This is a genomic window from Streptomyces sp. NBC_01198 (assembly GCF_036010485.1).
GTDB lineage: Bacteria > Actinomycetota > Actinomycetes > Streptomycetales > Streptomycetaceae > Actinacidiphila.
Genome location: NZ_CP108568.1, coordinates 4,129,635 through 4,149,017, shown reverse-complemented (window position 1 = coordinate 4,149,017; position 19,383 = coordinate 4,129,635). Strand labels below are relative to the sequence as shown.

Below are 19,383 nucleotides of genomic sequence, written 5' to 3'. Positions count from 1 at the left end.
AGGGCGCCACCCAGGACAAGCCGATCAAGCAGCGCAAGAACGGCCTCTACCCGGCGGTGTCCGACGAGCTGGCCGCCGCCATGAAGACGGGCTGGGCGGACACCGAGCTGCACGGCCTGGCGCCCATCGCGCAGGCCGGCCACACCGCGGCCCGCCGGGCCGCGGTCTCGGCGCGCTTCCCCGGCGAGCGGATCGTCGTGCCCGCGGGCAAACTGCGGACCCGTTCCAACGACACGGAGTATCCGTTCCGGGCCGCCACCGAATACGTCCACCTCACCGGTGACCAGACGCAGGACGCGGTCCTGGTGCTCGAGCCGCTGGCGGACGGCGGCCACGAGGCGACGGCGTATCTCCTGCCGCGCTCGGACCGGGAGAACGGCGAGTTCTGGCTGGACGGCCAGGGCGAGCTGTGGGTCGGCCGCAGGCACAGCCTGGCCGAGGCCGAGCAGCTGCTCGGCCTGCCGTGCCGCGACGTGCGCAAGGCCGCCGCGGATCTGCGCGGGGCCACCGGTCCTGTGCGGGTGGTCCGCGGCCACGACGCGGGGATCGAGGCGGCGCTCACCGACAAGGTGACGGCCGAGCGGGACGCGGAGCTGACCGTCTTCCTGTCCGAGCTGCGCGCGGTCAAGGACGACTTCGAGATCGCCGAGCTCGAAGCGGCCTGCACCTCGACCGCGCGTGGCTTCGAGGACGTCGTCAAGGTGCTGGACAAGGCGGAGGCCACCTCCGAGCGCTACATCGAGGGCACGTTCTTCCTGCGTGCCCGGGTCGAGGGCAACGACGTCGGTTACGGCTCGATCTGCGCGTCGGGGCCACACGCCACCACCCTGCACTGGGTGCGCAACGACGGCCAGGTGAAGTCCGGCGACCTGCTGCTGCTCGACGCCGGCGTGGAGACCCGCACCCTCTACACCGCGGACGTCACCCGTACGCTGCCGGTCAGCGGGCGCTTCACGCCGATCCAGCGGCAGATCTACGACGCCGTCCACGACGCTCAGCAGGCGGGCATCGACGTGGTCAAGCCGGGAGCCGCCTACCGCGACTTCCACGAGGCCGCGCAGCGTGTGCTGGCCGAACGGCTGGTCGAGTGGGGCCTGCTCGAAGGGCCCGTCCAGCGGGTGCTCGAACTGGGCCTGCAGCGGCGCTGGACGCTGCACGGCACCGGTCACATGCTCGGCCTCGACGTGCACGACTGCGCGCACGCGCGGACCGAGGCGTATGTGGACTGCACCCTGGAGCCCGGCATGGTGCTCACCGTCGAGCCCGGCCTGTACTTCCAGCCCGACGATCTCACGGTGCCGGAGCAGTACCGCGGCATCGGGGTGCGGATCGAGGACGACATCCTGGTGACGCCCAGCGGCAACCGGAACCTGTCGGCGGCCCTCCCGCGCGGCGCGGACGAGGTCGAGTCGTGGATGGCGGAGCTGCGGGGGTAGGCCGCGCCCGGTCGTGACAGCAGGCGTCAGGGCGCCCGGTCGTACGGCCGGGCATCAGGGCGCCCGGCTGTGCTCCAAGGCGTCAGGACGCCTTCAGCAGCGCGTCGTCACGCCACTTCAGCACCTTGTCGAAGGACACGACCGTGCCGTGCCCTGGCCGGTCGTGGAAGCGCACATGGTCCACCAGCGCTTCGATCAGGAACAGTCCCCGCCCGTGCTCGGCGTACTGGCCCCGGTGGGTCAGCGGCCGGGCCGGGTGCAGGACCCAGTCGGGTTTGCGGTCGAGTTCGGGCGTGCGGTCGAACTCGGACGTGCGGTCGCGGGTTGAACCCGGCCCGGAGTCGGCGACCTCGATCCGGCAGCAGTCACCGTCGATCAGGGCGGTGACGCAGTAGCCGGTCGCCGATCCGGCGTGTTCCACGGCGTTGGCGCACGCCTCGGACAATGCCACCGAGAGGTCGAAGGAGATGTCGGGGTCGACCCCGGCGGTCTCCATGGTCCCCAGCAGAAGTCTCCGGGCGAGCGGCACGCTCGCAGCCTCGCGCCGCAAATGGAGGGACCACCAGATGCTCATGCTCCAGCCTCCTGGCTGCGGCTCGACATACGGTTACGTATTGCCGCGAAGAGCACTCCGTAAGCGTGGGGTTGACGTGATCCCGCTCATTCGGCGGATGCGTGCGCCCGGCGTACGGGTGTAGGGAATCAGCCGGACACACCACCGCGAGCCGGGCACCCCCCTGTTCCGCGCCGGGTGCGTGCGGTGAGAGGATGACCGCCGTCATGGCCTCCCCCGCCACCGCCGCGCGCGCAGGCGCCGGCATGCGACTGCTCCGGGCCGCGGTGTTCACCGCGGTCTGCGTCGCGCTGGCCGCAGCCGGGCACACGCTGGCCTCCGGCGCCCCGGTGCCGGCCTGGTCACTGGTGCTGGGGTGGCTGACGGTCTTCGCGGTCGTGGCCCCGCTGGCGGGCCGGGAGCGGACGCTGCCGGGCATCGCGGCGCTCCTCGCCGCCGGGCAGCTCGCCCTGCACACGGTCTTCGGCGCGGGCCAGATGTGCGCCACACAGTCACTCACTCCTTCGAGTGACAGCGACGGCGGACTGTTGTCGCTTGCCGCCCGGCTGGTGTGCGACGACCGGGGGCTGCGGCTCAGCCCGCAGTCGGCCCGGCAGATCGTGCTGAACGCGGGCATCGATCCGAACGGCGCGCACGGTATGCCGGACATGCCCGGTATGGCGTCGCGTCCCGGTGGCAGTCACCTGGTGATGACGGCCCTTCCGATGTGCTCGCTGCCGATGCTGCTCGGCCACCTGCTGGCCGCCGTGGTCGCGGGCTGGCTGCTGCGGCGCGGCGAGGCCGCGCTGTGGCGGCTGGTCAGGCTGTCGGTGCGCGGCGCCGCGGGGCTGGCCGTGCTGAGCCCCGCGGTGCTGCGCCGCGCCCATGCGCTGCTGTCCGCGCTCGCCGCCGGGGTGCCCGCTGCCCGGCAGCACACGCTGCGCCGTACGAGTGAGATCCGCGGCGCCGGCTACCGCACGGTGCTGCTGCGGCACTCCGTGGCCAGGCGCGGCCCACCGGTGTCCCTGGCGGCCTGACGCGGCGTCCGCTCCCCCGTGCACCAAGGGCGAGTCGGCGACGGCGCACGGGTCCGCCCCGGCCGCGGCCGGCACACGAGTGCACCTGTGGCACACCCGTACCCGTACGGAATCCCGTCGCACATCGCTGCGGACGGCGATCACCGCATACGTACGCGTGTGCCGCGACCGCACCCTTGCGCAGGCGGCGCGGCCCGCACCATGCCACCGTCCGCACCTCTCACCGTGGAGAACCCCTGCCATGAGCACTTCCCGCATGTCACGCCTGCGCGGCCGCGCCGCCGCCGTCACCGCGCTCGCCGGTGCCACCGTCCTGCTGGCCGCGGTCCCGGCCTTCGCCCACGTCACCGTGCAGCCGAACACCGCGACCAAGGGCAGCTACAGCACGATCGCCTTCAAGGTGCCCAACGAGCGGGACGGCGCGTCCACCATCAAGATCGAGGTCAACCTGCCGACCGATCACCCGATCGCGTCGGTGTCGCTGCAGCCGGTCCCGGGCTGGACCGGGCAGGTGACGACGTCGAAGCTGGCCACCCCGATCAAGACCGACGACGGCACCGTCGACCAGGCCGTCACGAAGATCACCTGGAGCGGCGGGAAGATCGCGCCCGGGCAGTTCCAGCAGTTCCCGGTGTCCTTCGGGCCGCTGCCCTCGGACGCCGCCGCCCTGTCGTTCAAGACACTGCAGACCTACAGCAACGGCGAAGTCGTGCGCTGGATCGAGATCCCGCAGGCGGGCCAGGCGGAGCCGCAGAATCCCGCGCCGACCCTGACGCTGACCGCACCGGCCGACGAGGGCGCGGCCACCGCCACCGCCACGGGCACGCCCGCTCCCGCCCCCGCCTCGGACAGCAAGGGCACCACGCAGGCCTCCTCCGGCGGCAGCGACAGCGACGGCACCGCGCGCGCCCTGGGCGTCGTGGGCATCGTCATCGGCGCGGCAGGCGTCGGCTTCGGGGTCTTCGCCGGGCGCCGCCGCACCGCCTCGCAGGACGGCCCCGGCGGCGGCAGCGCCGCCTGAGGCACCGGCTCTCCGCCGGGCGGCCGCGGGTCCGCAGGCCCGCGGCCGCCCGGCCCCATCGTCATCGCACTTCTGAGGACCACCTTCATGCGTACCACCGTCAAGACCGGCGCCGTCGCACTGGCTGCCGCCTGCGCTCTCCTGCTCACCGGCTGCGGGGGCTCCTCCGGCAGCTCCGACGCCTCCTCCGGCGCCGGCTCCCTGGCGCAGGTGCAGGGCGGCAGCGACCAGCCGGGCACGCTGCTCGACACGCCCTTCACCAAGCCGCAGTTGCAGCTCACCGACAACCACGGCAAGCCGTTCGACCTCGTCAAGCAGACCGCCGGCCACCCCACCCTGCTCTTCTTCGGCTACACCCACTGCCCGGACGTCTGCCCGACCACCATGAGCGACCTGGCGCTGGCCAAAGCCAAGCTGCCCAGGGCCGACCAGGACAAGCTGCGGGTCGTCTTCGTCAGCTCCGACCCGCAACGCGACACCCCCGCCCGGCTGACCGAGTGGCTCGGCGCGATGGACAAGAGCTTCATCGGCCTGACCGGTGACTTCACCGCCATCCAGAGCGCGGCGCGTTCGGTGGGCGTCGGCATCGAGGCACCGGTCAAGGAGAGCGACGGCAGCATCTCCGTCACCCATGGCGCCGAGGTGCTGGCGTTCTGGCCCAAGGACAACAAGGGGCACGTGCTCTACATGTCCGGGACCACGGCCGAGCAGTTCGCGCACGACCTGCCCAAGATCATCAGGAGTGAGGCGCCGTGAGAAGGCGGCGCGCGCTGCTGGGCGCGCTGGGCGGGGTCGTGGCGGTGGCCGCGGCGAGCGGCGCCGCGGCCGGTCTGGCCGGGCACGGCTCGGGTCCCGGCAGCGGGAGCCCGGCCAGGCTGACGGTGAGCGAGGGATACATACCGCGGCCTTTGCTGACCGACGAAGCCGCCGCCTATGTGACGGTGTCCAACAGCGGAGGCACGGACGCACAATTGACGTCGGTGAGCACCTCGCTCGCCGCGCACGTCACGCTGCACACCACGACCGGCACCACCATGCGCCAGGTGACCGCGCTGACCGTGCCGGCCGGCGGCCGGCTCACCCTCGGCACCGGCGGCGACCACCTGATGCTGGAAACTCTCACCCACATGCCCTCGGTGGGCGAGCGGATCACCCTACGGCTCCACTTCACCCACGCCACGCCCGCGACGGTCACGGTCACCGTGCCCGTGCGGCCGACCACGTATCACCCGAGGGGCTGAGCAAAGGATGAACAGACGGTTGTACGTGCCGGTGAGCGAGCCGGCGTCCGCGGCCGTATCCGCGCCTTCGGTGCGGGGCGGCGCATCACGCGGTGCTGTACGCGGCGCGGGGGGCGGTCCTGTCGGGCGTACGGGCGGCGGTCCTGTCCGGCGTACAGGACGTGGCCCTGGCCGCAGGCTGGCGGCCCTCGTCGCCGCGTGCTGCGCGCTCTTCGCGGTGCTGCTGGCCACGGCCGCGCCCGTGTCCGCGCACGCCGCGCTGATCCGTACCGTCCCGGCGGACGGCTCCGTGGTGCAGACCGCGCCGCAGCAGGTGGTGCTCACCTTCTCCGAGGGTGTGCTGCTGTCCGCCGACTCGCTGCGGGTGCTCGACCCGGCCGGGGCGAACGTGGCCACGGGCGCGCCCGGCCATGCCGCGGGCAAGGGCTCCGGGTCCACCGCCACGGTCGCGCTGCGCAGCGGGCTCGGCAACGGCACGTACACCGTCGCCTGGAAGGCCGTCTCGCAGGACAGCCATCCGGTCGCGGGCGCGTTCACCTTCTCGGTGGGCGCGGCCTCGAAGACCATCGTCGACCTGTCGGACCAGGCCGCACTCGGCGGCGGCGCCGCGGGCACCCTCTACGGCGTCGCCCGCTACTTCGCCTACGGCGGCTTCGCGCTGCTGGTCGGCGGCTGCGTCTTCCTGTCCGTGTGCTGGCCCCGCGGCGCGCTCCTGCGCCCGCTGCAGCGGCTCGTCGCCGGCGGCTGGGCCACCCTGGTCGCGGCCACCATCGCGCTGATCATGCTGCGCGGCCCCTACGTCAACGGCAGCGGGCTGGGCGACGCCTTCGACCTGGGCATCATCCGCGCCCAGTTGGAGACCAGGCCCGGCGCCGCGCTGATCTCCCGGCTGCTGCTGCTCGCCGCCGCCGCGGTCTTCCTCGCCGTGCTCTTCGGGAGCTACGCCAAACGGGAGGACCCGGAGGAACGCGCCGACCTGGCCTGGGGCCTGGGCATCGGCGGCAGCGTCGTCGCCGTCGGCATCGCCGCCACCTGGGCGATGGCCGAGCACGCCTCGGTCGGAATCCAGCGCAAGGTGGCGATGCCGGTCGACGTGGTCCATCTGCTGTCCATGGCGGTCTGGCTCGGCGGACTGATCACCCTGCTGACGGCGCTCAGCGCGCCCTCCACCGCAGGTACGGTCGAACGCGCCGCGGTACGCCGCTTCTCCACCATCGCGCTGACCGCGGTCACCGCGCTGGTGTGCACCGGCACCTACCAGGCGTGGCGGCAGATCGGCACCTGGCGCGCCTTCACCGACACCTCGTACGGGCGGCTGCTGCTGATCAAGATCGGGCTGGTCGGCGCGCTGGTGTGCGTCGCCTGGTTCTCGCGCCGCTGGACGCGTTCGATCGGCGAGCCCGCGGCCATGGCGACGGCGACGGCCGGGAAGGTCGGCCGGCAGACGGCCCGGCAGACCGTGAAGGCGGCCGCCGGCGGGTCGGAGGCCGCCGAGGCGACCGGCGCCCGGGAGCAGGTCAAGGACAAGGCAGGCGACCCCGACGCCGGGGGCCCGGAGCCGGACGCGGGTTCCGCGAGCGGTACGGACGCGGGCAAGGACCGGGCGGCGGGGGATCCGCGGCGTACGGCGCAGCTGCGCAGGCAGCAGGACGCCCGCACGGCCGCCCGGGAGAAGAAGGCCCGCGACGCCGACCCCGCCAGGGTCGCGCTGCGCCGCTCGGTGCTGGCCGAGGTCGGGATCGCCGTGGTCCTGCTGACCGTCACCACGATGCTGACCGGCAGCCAGCCGGGCCGCGCCGCGGAGGAGCAGAAGGCGCTGGCACCCGCGCCCGCCGGCCCCGGCGTGACCGCCCCGGTGACCCGCGTGCCGCAGGACGTCGACCTGCGCATCCCGTTCGACACCGGCGGCCCCCACGGCAAGGGCACCGCGGATCTGGAGCTGTCGCCCGCCAAGGCAGGCGCCGACGCCGTGGTCCACCTGGAGCTGAGCGACGCGGCCGGTCTGCCGGTGACGGCACCGGAGGTGCGGCTGGCCTTCACCCTGCCCGCGCAGAATCTCGGCCCGCTCTCGGCCAAGGTGACCTCCTTCGGGGCCGGCCACTGGATCGCGTCGAACGTGCGGCTGCCGCTGGCCGGCAGCTGGCAGGTCACGCTGACCGTCCGCACCTCCGACATCGACGAGGTGACGGTGACAAGGAACGTGCAGGTCGCGTCGTGAGCGAGCGGGCATGAGCAAGACAGCAAGGACCGGGGCGCGCCGCGGTGACGCCGCGACGCGCGCCCCGGGAACGGAGGCCGCGGCAATGGACTCCGGCGCCGCCAAGGCGGATGACGAGGCCGCGGTACAGGACGAAACCGCGGTACAGGGCGACGCCTTGACGCAGCGGCGGTCCGCGCCGATCAGCCGGAGGCGCCTGCTCGGCACCGCGGGCGCGGCCGGTGCGGCCGGGCTGGTCGCCGGCGGCGCGGCCGGCGCGGGCGTGGCGGTGGCGGTGGACACCGAGCCGACCGCGCTGGCCACGGTCGGCTCGGCGCACATCCCCTTCGAGGGGATCCGGCAGGCCGGCATCGTGCAGCCCGGGCAGGCGTGCGGCCACCTGGTGGCCTTCGACCTTGTGCGGGGCGCCGACCGCCGGGCCGCCGCCGCGCTGATGCGGCGCTGGTCGGACGCGGTGCGCACGATGACGGCGGCGGACCGCCCGTCGGCTCCGGCGGCGTACGACGACCAGGTCGCCTACGACGCCGGTCCCTCCTCGCTGACCGTCACCTTCGGTTTCGGCCGCAGCTTCTTCGGGCGTACCGGTCTCGACGCCGCCCTACCCGAGGCGCTGGCGCCACTGCCGGACTTCGCGGGCGACCGGCTGGACGCCGCCCGCAGCAACGGCGACCTGTGGGTGCAGATCGGCGCGGACGACGCGCTGGTCGCCTTCCACGCGCTGCGGGCGCTGCAGAAGGCGGCCCGCGGCACCGCGGCGGTGCGCTGGCAGATGAACGGCTTCAACCGCACCCCGGGGGCCACCCCGCACCCGATGACCGGCCGCAATCTGATGGGGCAGATCGACGGCACGAACAATCCCAAGCCTTCCGACCCGGACTTCGAACGGCGCGTCTTCGTACCGGCGGCGGGGTCGCCGCGGTGGATGGCGGGCGGCTCCTACGTGGTGGTGCGGCGGATCCGGATGCTGCTCGACGACTGGGACCACCTGAGCGTGGCACGCCAGGAGAAGGTGATCGGGCGGCGCAAGTCGGACGGGGCGCCGCTGTCGGGCGGCACCGAGTTCACCCCGGTCGACCTGGGCAGGATCAACGCCGACGGGGCGTTCGCCGTCGCGGGTGACGCCCACATCCGGGTTGCCGCCGCCGCGTCCAACGGCGGCGCGGCCATGCTGCGGCGGGCGTTCTCCTATCACGACGGCATCGGGACGGACGGCACTCCGGACGCCGGGCTGCTCTTCGTGGCGTGGCAGGCCGACCCGCTGAAGGGCTTCGTCCCCGTGCAGCGCAAACTCGACGGCGGCGACGGCCTGTCGCGCTTCCTGCGCCACGAGTCGAGCGGCCTGTTCGCGGTGCCGGGCGGACCGGGTCGGGGCGAGTACGTGGGGCAGCACCTCCTGGAGGGCTGACGCCCGAGCCCCCGCGGCGGGCGGCCGTGCTGACCCGGACGGCGCAGTCGTACGGCCGTTAGGCTGATGGCATGTCGTCAGCGAGCCGCTATACGTATCTGGGCCCCGAAGGCACCTTCACCGAGGCCGCGTTGCGCTCGCTGCCGGAGGCCGCGACCCGCGAGCTGGTGCCGATGGTCTCGGTGCCCGCCGCGCTGGACGCGGTGCGCGGCGGCGAGGCGGGCGGGGCGCTGGTGCCGATCGAGAACTCGGTGGAGGGCGGCATCACCGCCACCCTGGACGAGCTGGCCTTCGGCGAGCCGCTGATGATCTACCGCGAGGTGCTGCTGCCCATCGCGTTCGCGCTGCTCGTACGCCCCGGCACGGACCTGACCGGGGTGAAGACGGTCACCGGGCATCCGGCCGCGCAGATCCAGGTGCGGCAGTGGCTGGCCGAGCACCTGCCCGACGCGGTGTGGGAGTCGGCGGCGTCCAACGCGGACGGCGCCCGGCTGGTGCAGGAAGGCCGTTTCGACGGCGCCTTCGCGGGGGAGTTCGCCGCGCCGACCTACGGCCTCGAAGCGCTGGCCACCGAGATCCATGACGCGCAGAACGCGACGACGCGCTTCGTGCTGGCCGGCCGCCCGGCCCGGCTGGCGGCGCCGACCGGCGCCGACAAGACCTCCGCGGTCTTCTGGCTGCGCGACGACCATCCCGGTGCGCTGCTTGAAATGCTGCAGGAGTTCGCGATCCGCGGGGTCAACCTGATGCGGATCGAGTCCCGGCCGACCGGCGAGGGCCTGGGGCAGTACTGCTTCTCGGTGGACGCCGAGGGCCACCTGACCGACCGGCGGGTCGGCGAGGCGCTGATGGGGCTGCGGCGGCGCTGCCTGAACGTACGTTTCCTCGGCTCGTACCCGCGCGCCGACAAGGTGTCCGGAACGGTGGCGCGCGGCACCGGGGACGCGGAGTTCACCGACGCCGCGGACTGGCTGAACCGGGCCCTCGACGGGCGCGGCTGAACTGTTCTGCAAGTTCTGCACAGCTACTGATGAGTTATCCACAGGCAGGCACCGCGGCCTGTGGGTAACTGGGGACAAGTCGACACAGGAAGCCGACCTAGTCGACAAATGGGTACACAGACACCAGGACGCCACAGAGTGAGGCAGGACACAACGCGTCATCGCAATTCGGCCAACCCACTCGTCCGAGGGAGTATTTCTCACTCGAAAGTGCGTGTGGACCAGGTTTTGACGGGGAATCCATAGCCGAACATCGGCCCCCCGGAATGATCTCGATCCTCCTCCACAGATCTTCCCCACAACCTGTGGACAAGTCGTGGAGATCCTGGGGGCCCCTGTGGATAACTTGCCTCCGACGCGGTGATCAACTCCAGTTCTCCACAAGCCGGATGCCCCGGCGGAGGGATATCCACATTACGGTTGACAGGTCATTTTTCTGCCCGCTATCGGGATTTCTCCCGCTTATGGTGCGAAGCGCTCATATCGGGCATAAAGCCCCTAACTTGTCGCGTGCGGCGGCCTCGCCCCGGTAGCCTGTAGCCGTGATCGACCTTCGCCTGCTTCGTGAGGACCCCGACCGTGTGCGCGCTTCGCAGCGCGCCCGTGGAGAGGACGTCGCGCTTGTCGACTCCCTGCTCTCCGCCGACGAACGGCGCAGGGCGTCCGGGACCCGCTTCGACGAACTGCGCTCCGAGCAGAAGCGGCTGGGCAAGCTGATCCCCAAGGCGCAGGGCGACGAGAAGGCCGAACTGCTGCGGCGGACCGGCGAGCTGTCGGCCGCGGTCAAGGCCGCCGACGCCGAGCAGCACGAAGCGGCCGAGGAGGCCCAGCGGCTGCTGCTCGAACTGGGCAACCTCGTCCACCCCGACGCCCCGATCGGCGGCGAGGAGGACTTCGTCGTCCTGGAGCAGCACGGGGCCCCGCGCGACTTCGCCGCCGAGGGCTTCACCCCCCGCGACCACCTGGAGCTGGGCGAGATGCTCGGCGCCATCGACACCGAACGCGGCGCCAAGGTGTCGGGCTCGCGCTTCTACTACCTCACCGGCGTCGGCGCCCTGCTGGAACTGGCCCTGGTCAACGCGGCGATCGCGCAGGCCACCACGGCCGGCTTCACCCCGATGCTGACGCCGAACCTGGTCAAGCCCGCGGCCATGGCGGGCACCGGCTACCTCGGCCAGGTCGAGGACGACGTCTACCACCTCGACAAGGACGACCTCTATCTGGTCGGCACCTCCGAGGTCCCGCTGGCCGCCTACCACATGGACGAGATCATCGACGCGTCCCGGCTGCCGCTGCGCTACGCCGGCTTCTCGTCGTGCTATCGGCGCGAGGCCGGCTCGTACGGCAAGGACACCCGCGGCATCTTCCGGGTGCACCAGTTCGACAAGGTCGAGATGTTCGTCTTCACCACTCCCGAGGAGGCCGAGGCCGAGCACCAGCGGCTGCTGGCCTGGGAGAAGCAGTGGCTGACCTCGCTCGAACTGCCCTTCCAGGTCATCGAGCTGGCCTCCGGCGACCTGGGCGCGTCGGCGTCGCGGAAGTTCGACTGCGAGGCGTGGATCCCGACCCAGGGCAAGTACCGCGAGCTGACGTCCACCTCGAACACCCTGGAGTTCCAGGCCAGGCGCCTCGGGGTGCGCATGCGGGACACCGACGGCACCCGGCCGCTGGCCACGCTCAACGGCACGCTGTGCGCGGTCACCCGGACGATCGTGGCGATCCTGGAGAATCACCAGCTGCCGGACGGCTCGGTACGCGTCCCCGAAGTGCTGCGGCCCTATCTGGGCGGACGGGACACCCTGGAACCGGTCGCCTCCGCCACCGCCGCCTTCTCCGCCACCGCCAGGTGAGCGGCTCAGGCGACGGGGCCGAGGCCGTGGCGGGCGCGTTTTCGCACGACGTCCGCGAGCCGCACGGGCTGCCCTACCGGCTGATCGCCACCGACCTGGACGGGACGCTGCTGCGGAGCGACGCCACCGTCTCGCAGGGCTCCCGTGACGTGCTCGCGGCGGTCGCCGCGAAGGGCGCCGCGCACATCGTCGTCACCGGCCGCTCGGTGCCGTGGACCCGGCACGTGCTGGACGACCTGGGCTACGCGGGCCTCGCCGTCTGCGGGCAGGGCGCGCAGGTCTACGACGCTGCGGCGGGCCGGCTGCTGACCTCGGTCACCCTGGACCGGCAGCTCGCCGCGCTGTCGCTGGCCAAGATCGAGGCCGAGGTCGGCCCGCTGGCGGTGGCCGCGAGCCGGGACGGTCTCGGCGGCGAGGTGCTCATCGGCCCGGGCTACGTCCACAACCCCGAGCTGCCGGTCATCCACATCGGCGGCACCGAAGAGCTGTGGGCCGAGCCGATCAACAAGGTCTACATACAGCACCCGGAACTGTCCGACGACGAGCTCACCCGGGTGGCCCAGCACGTTGCCGGTGACCTGGTCAGCGCGACCCTGGCCGGGGCGGGCATCGTCGAGCTGCTGCCGCTCGGGCTCACCAAGGCCACCGGCCTGTCGCTGGCCGCACGACGGCTCGGGGTGACGGCCGCCGAGACCATCGCCTTCGGCGACATGCCCAACGACGTGCCGATGCTCGCCTGGTCCGGCTACGGCGTGGCGATGGCCAACGCGCATCCGGAGCTGAAGCTGGTCGCCGACGAGGTCACCGCCTCGAACGACGAGGACGGCATCGTGCCGGTCCTGACCCGGCTGTTCGGCCCGTTCTGAATCACCGGGCTCCGACCCGCCTGGGATCTGCCCCCCGACTCCTGGCTCGGGCCCTTCCTGGGCCTGGCCGGCCCCTCAGGCTTCGTCGCGCGACCCGTCGTCGCCGCGCGGGGCGGGGGGCGTGACCGGTGTGACGACGTAGCAGCCCAGCCCGATCAGGGCCGCGCTCAGATGCCCCAGGTCGGTGTACGTGGCGTGCCGAAGCACCGGATAACCGAAGAAGCCGAGCACCGCCGCCAGATACGCCCACCGCCAGGGCCGGGGAACGCGATAGGCGAGCACCCCGACGATCCCGGCCAGGCCGTAGCTCACCCCGATGTCCACGGTGTGCGCGAGGGAGTGCGGCAGCTTGTCGTCCTGTATCCCGAAGAAGACAGCCTTCTGGCTGATCAGTGTCGCGCCGACATGAGCGGTGGCCGCGGTGAACAGCCAGCGCCAGGTGCCCAGCCAGCGCTCGGCGGGCGCGTGCACAACCTCGAACAGCACCGCGTAGAAGGCGAAGCCGGACGGCGTCTCGATCCAGAAGGCACTGCCGATCAGTACGCGGATCGGGTGACGGTGCAGCTCGACCAGGTTGGTGCTGAAGCGGTGCAGCAGGTGCGAGCGGACGTCGGGGGGCACGACGGCCATCACCACGCTGGTGACCGCCAGGATCGCCAGCCATATGTGGGTGCCCGGCGACGACCGCACCCAGTGCGCGACGGAACGCCACGCGTCGCGCGGGGTGACGCGGCGGAGCCGGTGCGCCGCGACACGGATCCGGGTGGGTACGGTCCGCGCCGCCTGCGTGGTCTGCTGGGCCATTGCCCTCAGTCTTCACCGGCACGCTGTGCGCTGCCCGCCGACGCCTCGGCCGCTGCCACCCGTCACCGCGCGCGGCTCATCGCCGCCGCATGTCACTCCTCCCCGGCGAGCTTCAGGCTGCGCAGCCTGCTCCCCGCGAACCAGGTGGCCGCCACGGTGACCACGGCCAGCAGCACGATGCCGGTGGTCAGGCCGACGTCGGAGCTGATCACGTCGCCGTGGCCCAGCTTCTGCGCCACCGCCAGCGCCCACTGCTGGACGCTCAGCGTGCGCGCCCCCGGCACCACGTTGCCGATCACGCTCTCCCACACCAGCGCGTAGACCAGGCCGACCACCACGGCATGCCGGGTGAGCACGCCGAGCAGCAGGAAGATCGCAGCGTAGGCGACGGAGGCGATGGCGGCGCCGACGGCGAAGGCCACCGCCAGATTCTGCCCGTTGCCGTTCAGTATGTAGCCGGCCAGCAGTGTCGGGATCGCGGAGAAGGCCATGGTGACGCCTATCGCGACCAGCAGTTTCGTGGTGATGATCGTGCTGCGTCTGATCGGCTTGGCCAGCAGGTAGACGATCGCCCCGTCGTCGATCTCCGGTCCGATCGCACCGGTGCCGGCGATGACACCGACCAGCGGCACCATCGCGCTGAGCGCGAAGCCCTGCAGCACGTCGTTGGTGGTGGAGTCGTCGGCGCCCGCCAGTCCCCGGACCGCGGCGACGATGATCAGCAGGAGCAGCGGGAGGAGGAAGAGCAGCAGGGCGCGGCGGCGGCCGAGCAGTGCGCGGTAGGTGAGCCGGGCCACGGTGGGGTGGTACAGCCTGGGGCCGGTGATCGGCGGCTGCAGGGCGCCGCGGCCGGCCGGGGCGGTGGTGACGGACATGTCGCTCGGCTCCTTACGCCGTGACCAGGTAGGAGAAGACGCTCTCCAGGGACTCGTCGGACGGCGAGACCGTGAAGAGCCGGATGCCGTGGTCGCGGGCGATCCGGGGCAGGAATTCGGTGAAGCCGGCGAAGTCGACCGCCTGGATGCGCAGGGCGTCGTCGCGCACGTCCAGTTCGATCGCGGCGGTGGACGCGTGCGCGATCAGCGCGGACGCCAGCTGCCGGTCGTCGCTCGACCGTACGAGGTAGCGGTGCGGACGGTCGGTCATCAGGCGGCGGATCTTGCGGAAGTCGCCGGACGCGGCGTGCCGGCCGGCCACCACGACCTCGATGTGGTGGGCGAGCTGCTCGACCTCCTCCAGGATGTGCGAGGAGAACAGCACGGTGCGGCCGTCGGCGCCCATCCTGCGCAGCAGAGCCATCAGCTGCAGCCGCTGGCGGGGGTCCATACCGTTGAAGGGCTCGTCGAGGAGCAGCACCGACGGCTCGTGGACCAACGCGGACGCCATCTTCGCGCGCTGCCGCATGCCCTTGCTGTACGTCTCGATCCGCCGGTCCTGCGCGTACTCCATCTCGACGGTGGCCAGCGCCCGCTGGGCGGCGGCCGCCGGGTCGGGCAGGCCGTGCAGCTCGGCGTTGGCGACGACGAACTCCCGGGCGGTCAGGAAGTCGTACATCGACTCGCGCTCGGGCACGATGCCGATCTCGCGGTAGGCCTGCTCGTTGCGCCAGATGACGGCGCCGTCGAGGGTGACGCTGCCGTTGGACGGCGCGAGGAAGCCGGCCATCATGTTGATGAGGGTGGACTTGCCCGCGCCGTTGGGGCCGAGCAGGCCGGTCACGCCGGGGCCGATGGTCATCGTGACGTCGTTGACCGCCACCACGTTGCCGAACCAGCGCGAGACGTTGTCGATGCTGACCGTGGTCACGACAGGCCCACCTTCCGATAGCGGTTCATCAGCAGGCCGAAGGTGCCCGTGACGACCGCCACGAGCACCAGCAGGTAGAGGATGCCGATCCCGGCGTTCGCCGGGCCCGACCCGTGCGGGAAGGCGGAGCTCGCACCGAGGAACCAGGTCTGGAAGCCGTCGACCAGGGTGATCGGCGAGAAGAGCCCGAGCCAGCCGATGACGTCGTACTTCTCCTGCGTCGCGGCGACTCCCTGGACGGCGGAGACGGCCGCGTAGCTGATGACGAACACCGCGATGACCGCTGCCACACCGAATCCGCGGCGCGGCGTGACGGCGGCGATGACCAGGCCGATGCCGGCGAAGAGCAGGGAGAGCAGGAGGACGGACACCAGGCCCTTTCCGAACCCGGCGGTCTGGTGGGCGAAGCTCAGCTTCGCCAGCAGCGCGCCGACGTAGAGGATGACCAGCGGCAGGGCGGTCAGCAGGAAGATCGCCACGGTGAGAGCGGCGAATTTGGCCGCCACGTAGTCGACCCGCTCGATGGGGCGGGAGAAATACAGCGGCGTGGTCTTGAAGCGCAGGTCCCGGCTCACCGCCTGCGGGGCCTGGGCGGCCACGAAAAGGGTGATGACGGCCTGCAGCACGACGGCGTAGCGGGTGTAGGCGACCGGCAGGTCGTTGCGGTCGGCGAAGATCGCCACCGCGACCATGATCAGCGCGGGCGCGCACATCGTGGCGAGCAGGATCATCGGCAGCACCTTGGACTTGGCGCTGCGGCCGAGGCCGTAGGCGCCGCGCAGGCTCTGCGTGAACAGGGCAAGCCGGGCGTACCCGCGGCCGAGCCGGGGGCCGGTGTACTTGCGGTAGCCGATGTTGTGGATGACATCGGGGGGTGAACCGGCGCGGGTGCCCGCGGCGGGGCCCGTGGGGCCGCCGGGGGCGGCGACGTCAGGCTGCGTCACGGCCGTCTCCTTCCTTGCTCGGTGCGTCGTCCCGGGTCGGGGCGGGCTCGTCGTCGATGAACAGCTCGGCTATCCGGTGCCTGCGCTGCTCCATCCGCACCAGGCCGACCCCGAGGCCGGCGACGGCGTCCCGCACGGTGTCGTAGGTCTCGTCGTCGGCGATGTCGACCAGCAGCAGGTGGCCGCTGGCCTGGGCGGTCAGGCCGGCGCCGGTCAGCAGACCGAGCAGCTCGCTCTCCCGGTCGGTGACCTCGACCGCCAGGGACGCGGTGGCCTGGGTGAAGTCACTGGTGGAGGAGGCCCGCAGCAGCTTGCCGCCGTCGATGACGACGACGTGGTCGCTGGTGCGCTCCAGCTCGCCGAGCAGATGGGAGGTGACCAGGACGGAAATGCCGAAGTCGGTGTGCACCCGGCGGATCAGGCCCAGCATCTCGTCCCGCCCTGCGGGGTCCAGACCGTTGGTCGGCTCGTCGAGCAGCACCAGCTTCGGGTCGTGGACCAGCGCCTGGGCGAGCTTGACCCGCTGTTTCATACCGGTCGAGTAGCCGCCCATCGGGCGGTACCGCTCTTCGTAGAGGCCGACGTGCCGCAGGGTGTCCGCGGTCCGCTCGCGCGCGGCCGTGGGAGGCAGTCCGGACATCCTGGCCATGTGCACGACGAACTCGGTCGCCGACACGTCGGGCGGCAGGCAGTCGTGCTCGGGCATGTAGCCGACCAGGCTGCGGATCTGCGGACCCTCGGTGGCCACGTCGAGTCCGAGCACGGCGGCACGACCCTCGGTGGCCGGGGAGAGCCCCAGCAAGATCTTGATCAGGGTCGACTTCCCGGCCCCGTTGGCCCCCACCAGCCCGGTCACACCGGGGATGACGTCCACGGACAGCCGGTCGAGAGCGGTCACCCTCGGGTACCGCTTGCTCAGGCTTTCGGTAGCGATCACAGTCACATGCTGACCGTAGTGGTCCGCACCACGGCCTGACGTCAGTCCGGAGTGCCGGATCCGGGTAGTCCTGGGGGCTGACCACCCGTAGGGGTTCTACGACCACGGACTGCTGTCGAGTGCGGACGGAGAGTTTTCCACAGGGCGTGACCGGGTCTTGACCGTGTCAGCGAGCGATGTCACAGTGATCGATGTCAGCTTCGAGTGGTGGTGCCGGAGTGCGGCGAGTGACGGGGAGGGGCGGGTGAGCGGGATGGACGGGACGAGCGGCGCGGACGAGCGGTCCGTGGCCGGTCCGGACGGGACGGACCAGTGGTCTGCGGCCGGCCCGGACGGGTCGGGCGAGCGGTTCGTGACCGGCGCGGACGGGGTCCGGCTGTGCGTGGCCGAGTCAGGTGACACAGCCCTGCCGACGGTCGTGCTGCTGCACGGCTATCCGGACAGCAAGGAGGTGTGGTCGGACGTCGCCGCGCTGCTCGCCGACCGCTTCCACGTGGTCCGCTACGACGTGCGCGGGCACGGGCGCTCCGGCGTCCCCGATCCGCTCAGGGGCGGCTTCACGCTGGAGAAGCTGACCGAGGACTTCCTCGCCGTCGCCGGCGCGGTCAGTCCGGATCGCCCCGTGCACCTGGTCGGCCACGACTGGGGCTCGGTGCAGGGCTGGGAGTTCGCCACCGTGCCGGGTACCACGGGCCGCCTCGCGTCGTTCACCTCGATCTCCGGGCCGTGCCTGGACCACTTCGGCCACTGGATCAAGCGCCGGGTCCGCCGTCCCACCCCCCGCCGGGCCGCGCAGGTGCTCGGGCAGGTCGTCAAGTCCTGGTATGTGTACGCCCTGCACACCCCGGTGCTCCCCGAGCTGGCCTGGCGCGGTGCGCTCGGCAAGCAGTGGCCCCATCTGCTGGCCCGGGTGGAGAAGCTGCCTTCCGACCGGTATCCGACCGCCTCACTTCGCGAGGACGCCGCGAACGGGACCTGGCTCTACCGGGACAACGTGCGGCAGCGGCTCGGCCGGCCGCGCGCCGACCCCTACGCCCACGTGCCCGTGCAGCTGATCACCCCGACCGCGGACGCCTTCCTGTCCGAGCGCCTCTACGACGACCTGGACCACTGGGTGCCCCGGCTGACCCGGCACTCGCTGCCCGCCAAGCACTGGGTGCCGCGCTCGCGGCCGCAGCAACTGGCCCGCCGGATCGCCGACTTCGTCACCAGGGTGGAGGACACCGGCGCGGCGGTCGCCGGGCTGACGCCGGGGGTGGCGGCCGGGGCGGCGGCCGGCGCGTCCGGACCGGCCGCGGGGGCCGGGGCCGGCCCGGGGGCGGCCCTCGTACGGACAGGGAACGCGGGGAAGCTGCCGCCGTCCGTCCTGGGCAGAGCGCTTCCCGAGGCCAGGGAGCGGTTCGGCGGACAGCTGGTGCTGGTCACCGGGGCGGCCAGCGGGATCGGTAAGGCCACGGCACTGGCGTTCGCCGAGGCGGGCGCCCGGGTGGTGGCCGTGGACCGGGACGCCGGAGGCGTGGCGGAGACCGCCGAGCTGGCCCGGCGGATCGGTGCGCCCGAGGCCTGGCCCGAGACCGTCGACGTGTCCGACGCCGCGGCGATGGAGGAGCTCGCCGCCCGCACCTTCGACGGCTACGGCGTGCCCGACGTGGTGGTCAACAACGCGGGCGTCGGACTGGCCGGCTCCTTCCTCGACACCACACCCGAGGACTGGAAGCACGTGCTGGACGTCAACCTGTGGGGCGTCATCCACGGTTGCCGGCTCTACGGGCGGCAGCTGGTCGAGCGCGGCGAGGGCGGCCATATCGTCAACACCGCCTCGGCGGCGGCCTTCATGCCGTCCCGGGCACTGCCCGCGTACAGCACGTCGAAAGCCGCCGTGCTGATGCTCAGCGAGTGCCTGCGGGCCGAACTGGCGCCGCACGGCATCGGGGTGAGCGCCATATGCCCCGGCCTGGTGAACACCCCGATCACCGCCAGCGCCCGGCACGCCGGGGTCAGCGACACGGAGCAGGCACGCCGCCGCGACCGGAGCGCCCGGCTCTACCGGTTGCGCAACTACCCGCCGGAGAAGGTCGCCAGGGCGGTCGTCAAGGCGGTGCTGCGGGACACCGCCGTCGTCCCGGTCACCCCGGAGGCCCGCGGCGCCCGGCTGCTGTCCAGGCTGTCACCGGGCGCGCTGCGGGCGTTCGCCCGTGTCGACCCGCCGCTGTAGCGGCCCTCGGACACCTTCGCCCTTCAGCCACCGGGAAGGAGGCCACACC

General features: G+C 72.3%; 17 protein-coding genes. 11 read left to right on the top strand and 6 right to left on the bottom strand.

All coding sequences use genetic code 11. The features are described 5' to 3' along the window. The first annotated feature begins 23 nt into the window (after positions 1-23). On the top strand, positions 24-1,436 hold the full coding sequence (locus OG702_RS18590; protein WP_442814720.1) for an aminopeptidase P family protein: 1,413 nt from the start codon (positions 24-26) through the stop codon (positions 1,434-1,436). 82 nt (positions 1,437-1,518) lie between these two features. Here OG702_RS18590 and OG702_RS18585 read toward each other — a convergent pair whose 3' ends face one another. Beyond that, a complete protein-coding gene (locus tag OG702_RS18585) occupies positions 1,519-2,010 on the bottom strand; it encodes an ATP-binding protein (protein WP_327290013.1) in 492 nt (163 codons plus the stop codon). A 194-nt stretch (positions 2,011-2,204) separates the two neighbouring features. Between OG702_RS18585 and OG702_RS18580 the strand changes: the two genes are divergently transcribed. From OG702_RS18580 to OG702_RS18540, 9 genes are all read left to right on the top strand, one after another. After that, the gene (locus OG702_RS18580; RefSeq protein ID WP_327290012.1) at positions 2,205-3,026 is read left to right on the top strand and encodes a hypothetical protein; all 822 of its coding nucleotides are present in this window, start codon (positions 2,205-2,207) and stop codon (positions 3,024-3,026) included. Between the two features lie 241 nt (positions 3,027-3,267). After that, positions 3,268-4,047 (top strand): YcnI family copper-binding membrane protein, encoded by a 780-nt coding sequence (locus OG702_RS18575; RefSeq protein ID WP_327290011.1) that lies wholly within the window; start codon positions 3,268-3,270, stop codon positions 4,045-4,047. Between the two features lie 87 nt (positions 4,048-4,134). Beyond that, on the top strand, positions 4,135-4,803 hold the full coding sequence (locus OG702_RS18570; protein ID WP_327290010.1) for an SCO family protein: 669 nt from the start codon (positions 4,135-4,137) through the stop codon (positions 4,801-4,803). Further along, the gene (locus OG702_RS18565; RefSeq protein ID WP_327290009.1) at positions 4,800-5,288 is read left to right on the top strand and encodes a copper chaperone PCu(A)C; all 489 of its coding nucleotides are present in this window, start codon (positions 4,800-4,802) and stop codon (positions 5,286-5,288) included. The genes OG702_RS18570 and OG702_RS18565 overlap by 4 nt, the downstream gene beginning before the upstream one ends. A gap of 217 nt (positions 5,289-5,505) precedes the next feature. Next, a complete protein-coding gene (locus OG702_RS18560; protein WP_327290008.1) occupies positions 5,506-7,506 on the top strand; it encodes a copper resistance CopC/CopD family protein in 2,001 nt (666 codons plus the stop codon). A 10-nt stretch (positions 7,507-7,516) separates the two neighbouring features. Beyond that, positions 7,517-8,911, top strand: a complete 1,395-nt coding sequence (efeB, locus tag OG702_RS18555; protein ID WP_327290007.1) for an iron uptake transporter deferrochelatase/peroxidase subunit — start codon at positions 7,517-7,519, stop codon at positions 8,909-8,911. A gap of 71 nt (positions 8,912-8,982) precedes the next feature. Then, entirely contained in the window at positions 8,983-9,912 is a 930-nt protein-coding gene (pheA, locus tag OG702_RS18550; protein ID WP_327290006.1) for a prephenate dehydratase, read from the top strand. Between the two features lie 542 nt (positions 9,913-10,454). After that, positions 10,455-11,762 carry a serine--tRNA ligase gene (serS, locus tag OG702_RS18545; protein ID WP_327290005.1) on the top strand — a complete coding sequence of 436 codons (1,308 nt, stop codon included), beginning with the start codon at positions 10,455-10,457 and terminating at the stop codon, positions 11,760-11,762. A gap of 26 nt (positions 11,763-11,788) precedes the next feature. Then, positions 11,789-12,628 (top strand): HAD family hydrolase, encoded by an 840-nt coding sequence (locus OG702_RS18540; protein WP_327290004.1) that lies wholly within the window; start codon positions 11,789-11,791, stop codon positions 12,626-12,628. Positions 12,629-12,703: 75 nt separating this feature from the next. Here the strand turns inward: OG702_RS18540 and OG702_RS18535 are convergent, their stop codons facing one another. The 5 genes from OG702_RS18535 to OG702_RS18515 form a co-directional block, all read right to left on the bottom strand. Then, positions 12,704-13,432: a rhomboid-like protein gene (locus tag OG702_RS18535; protein ID WP_327290003.1), complete on the bottom strand. Its 729-nt coding sequence runs from the start codon at positions 13,430-13,432 to the stop codon at positions 12,704-12,706. Between the two features lie 92 nt (positions 13,433-13,524). Then, positions 13,525-14,244, bottom strand: coding sequence for an ABC transporter permease subunit (locus OG702_RS18530; protein WP_327293279.1), 720 nt, complete (start codon positions 14,242-14,244; stop codon positions 13,525-13,527). Between the two features lie 76 nt (positions 14,245-14,320). Further along, on the bottom strand, positions 14,321-15,238 hold the full coding sequence (locus OG702_RS18525) for an ABC transporter ATP-binding protein (RefSeq protein ID WP_327290002.1): 918 nt from the start codon (positions 15,236-15,238) through the stop codon (positions 14,321-14,323). Beyond that, positions 15,235-16,182: an ABC transporter permease gene (locus OG702_RS18520; RefSeq protein WP_442814464.1), complete on the bottom strand. Its 948-nt coding sequence runs from the start codon at positions 16,180-16,182 to the stop codon at positions 15,235-15,237. The genes OG702_RS18525 and OG702_RS18520 overlap by 4 nt, the downstream gene beginning before the upstream one ends. Then, a complete protein-coding gene (locus tag OG702_RS18515) occupies positions 16,169-17,125 on the bottom strand; it encodes an ABC transporter ATP-binding protein (RefSeq protein WP_327290001.1) in 957 nt (318 codons plus the stop codon). Before OG702_RS18515 ends, OG702_RS18520 begins: the two co-directional genes overlap by 14 nt. A 247-nt stretch (positions 17,126-17,372) precedes the next feature. Between OG702_RS18515 and OG702_RS18510 the strand changes: the two genes are divergently transcribed. Then, positions 17,373-19,334: an SDR family oxidoreductase gene (locus OG702_RS18510; protein ID WP_327290000.1), complete on the top strand. Its 1,962-nt coding sequence runs from the start codon at positions 17,373-17,375 to the stop codon at positions 19,332-19,334. Positions 19,335-19,383: the final 49 nt, after the last annotated feature.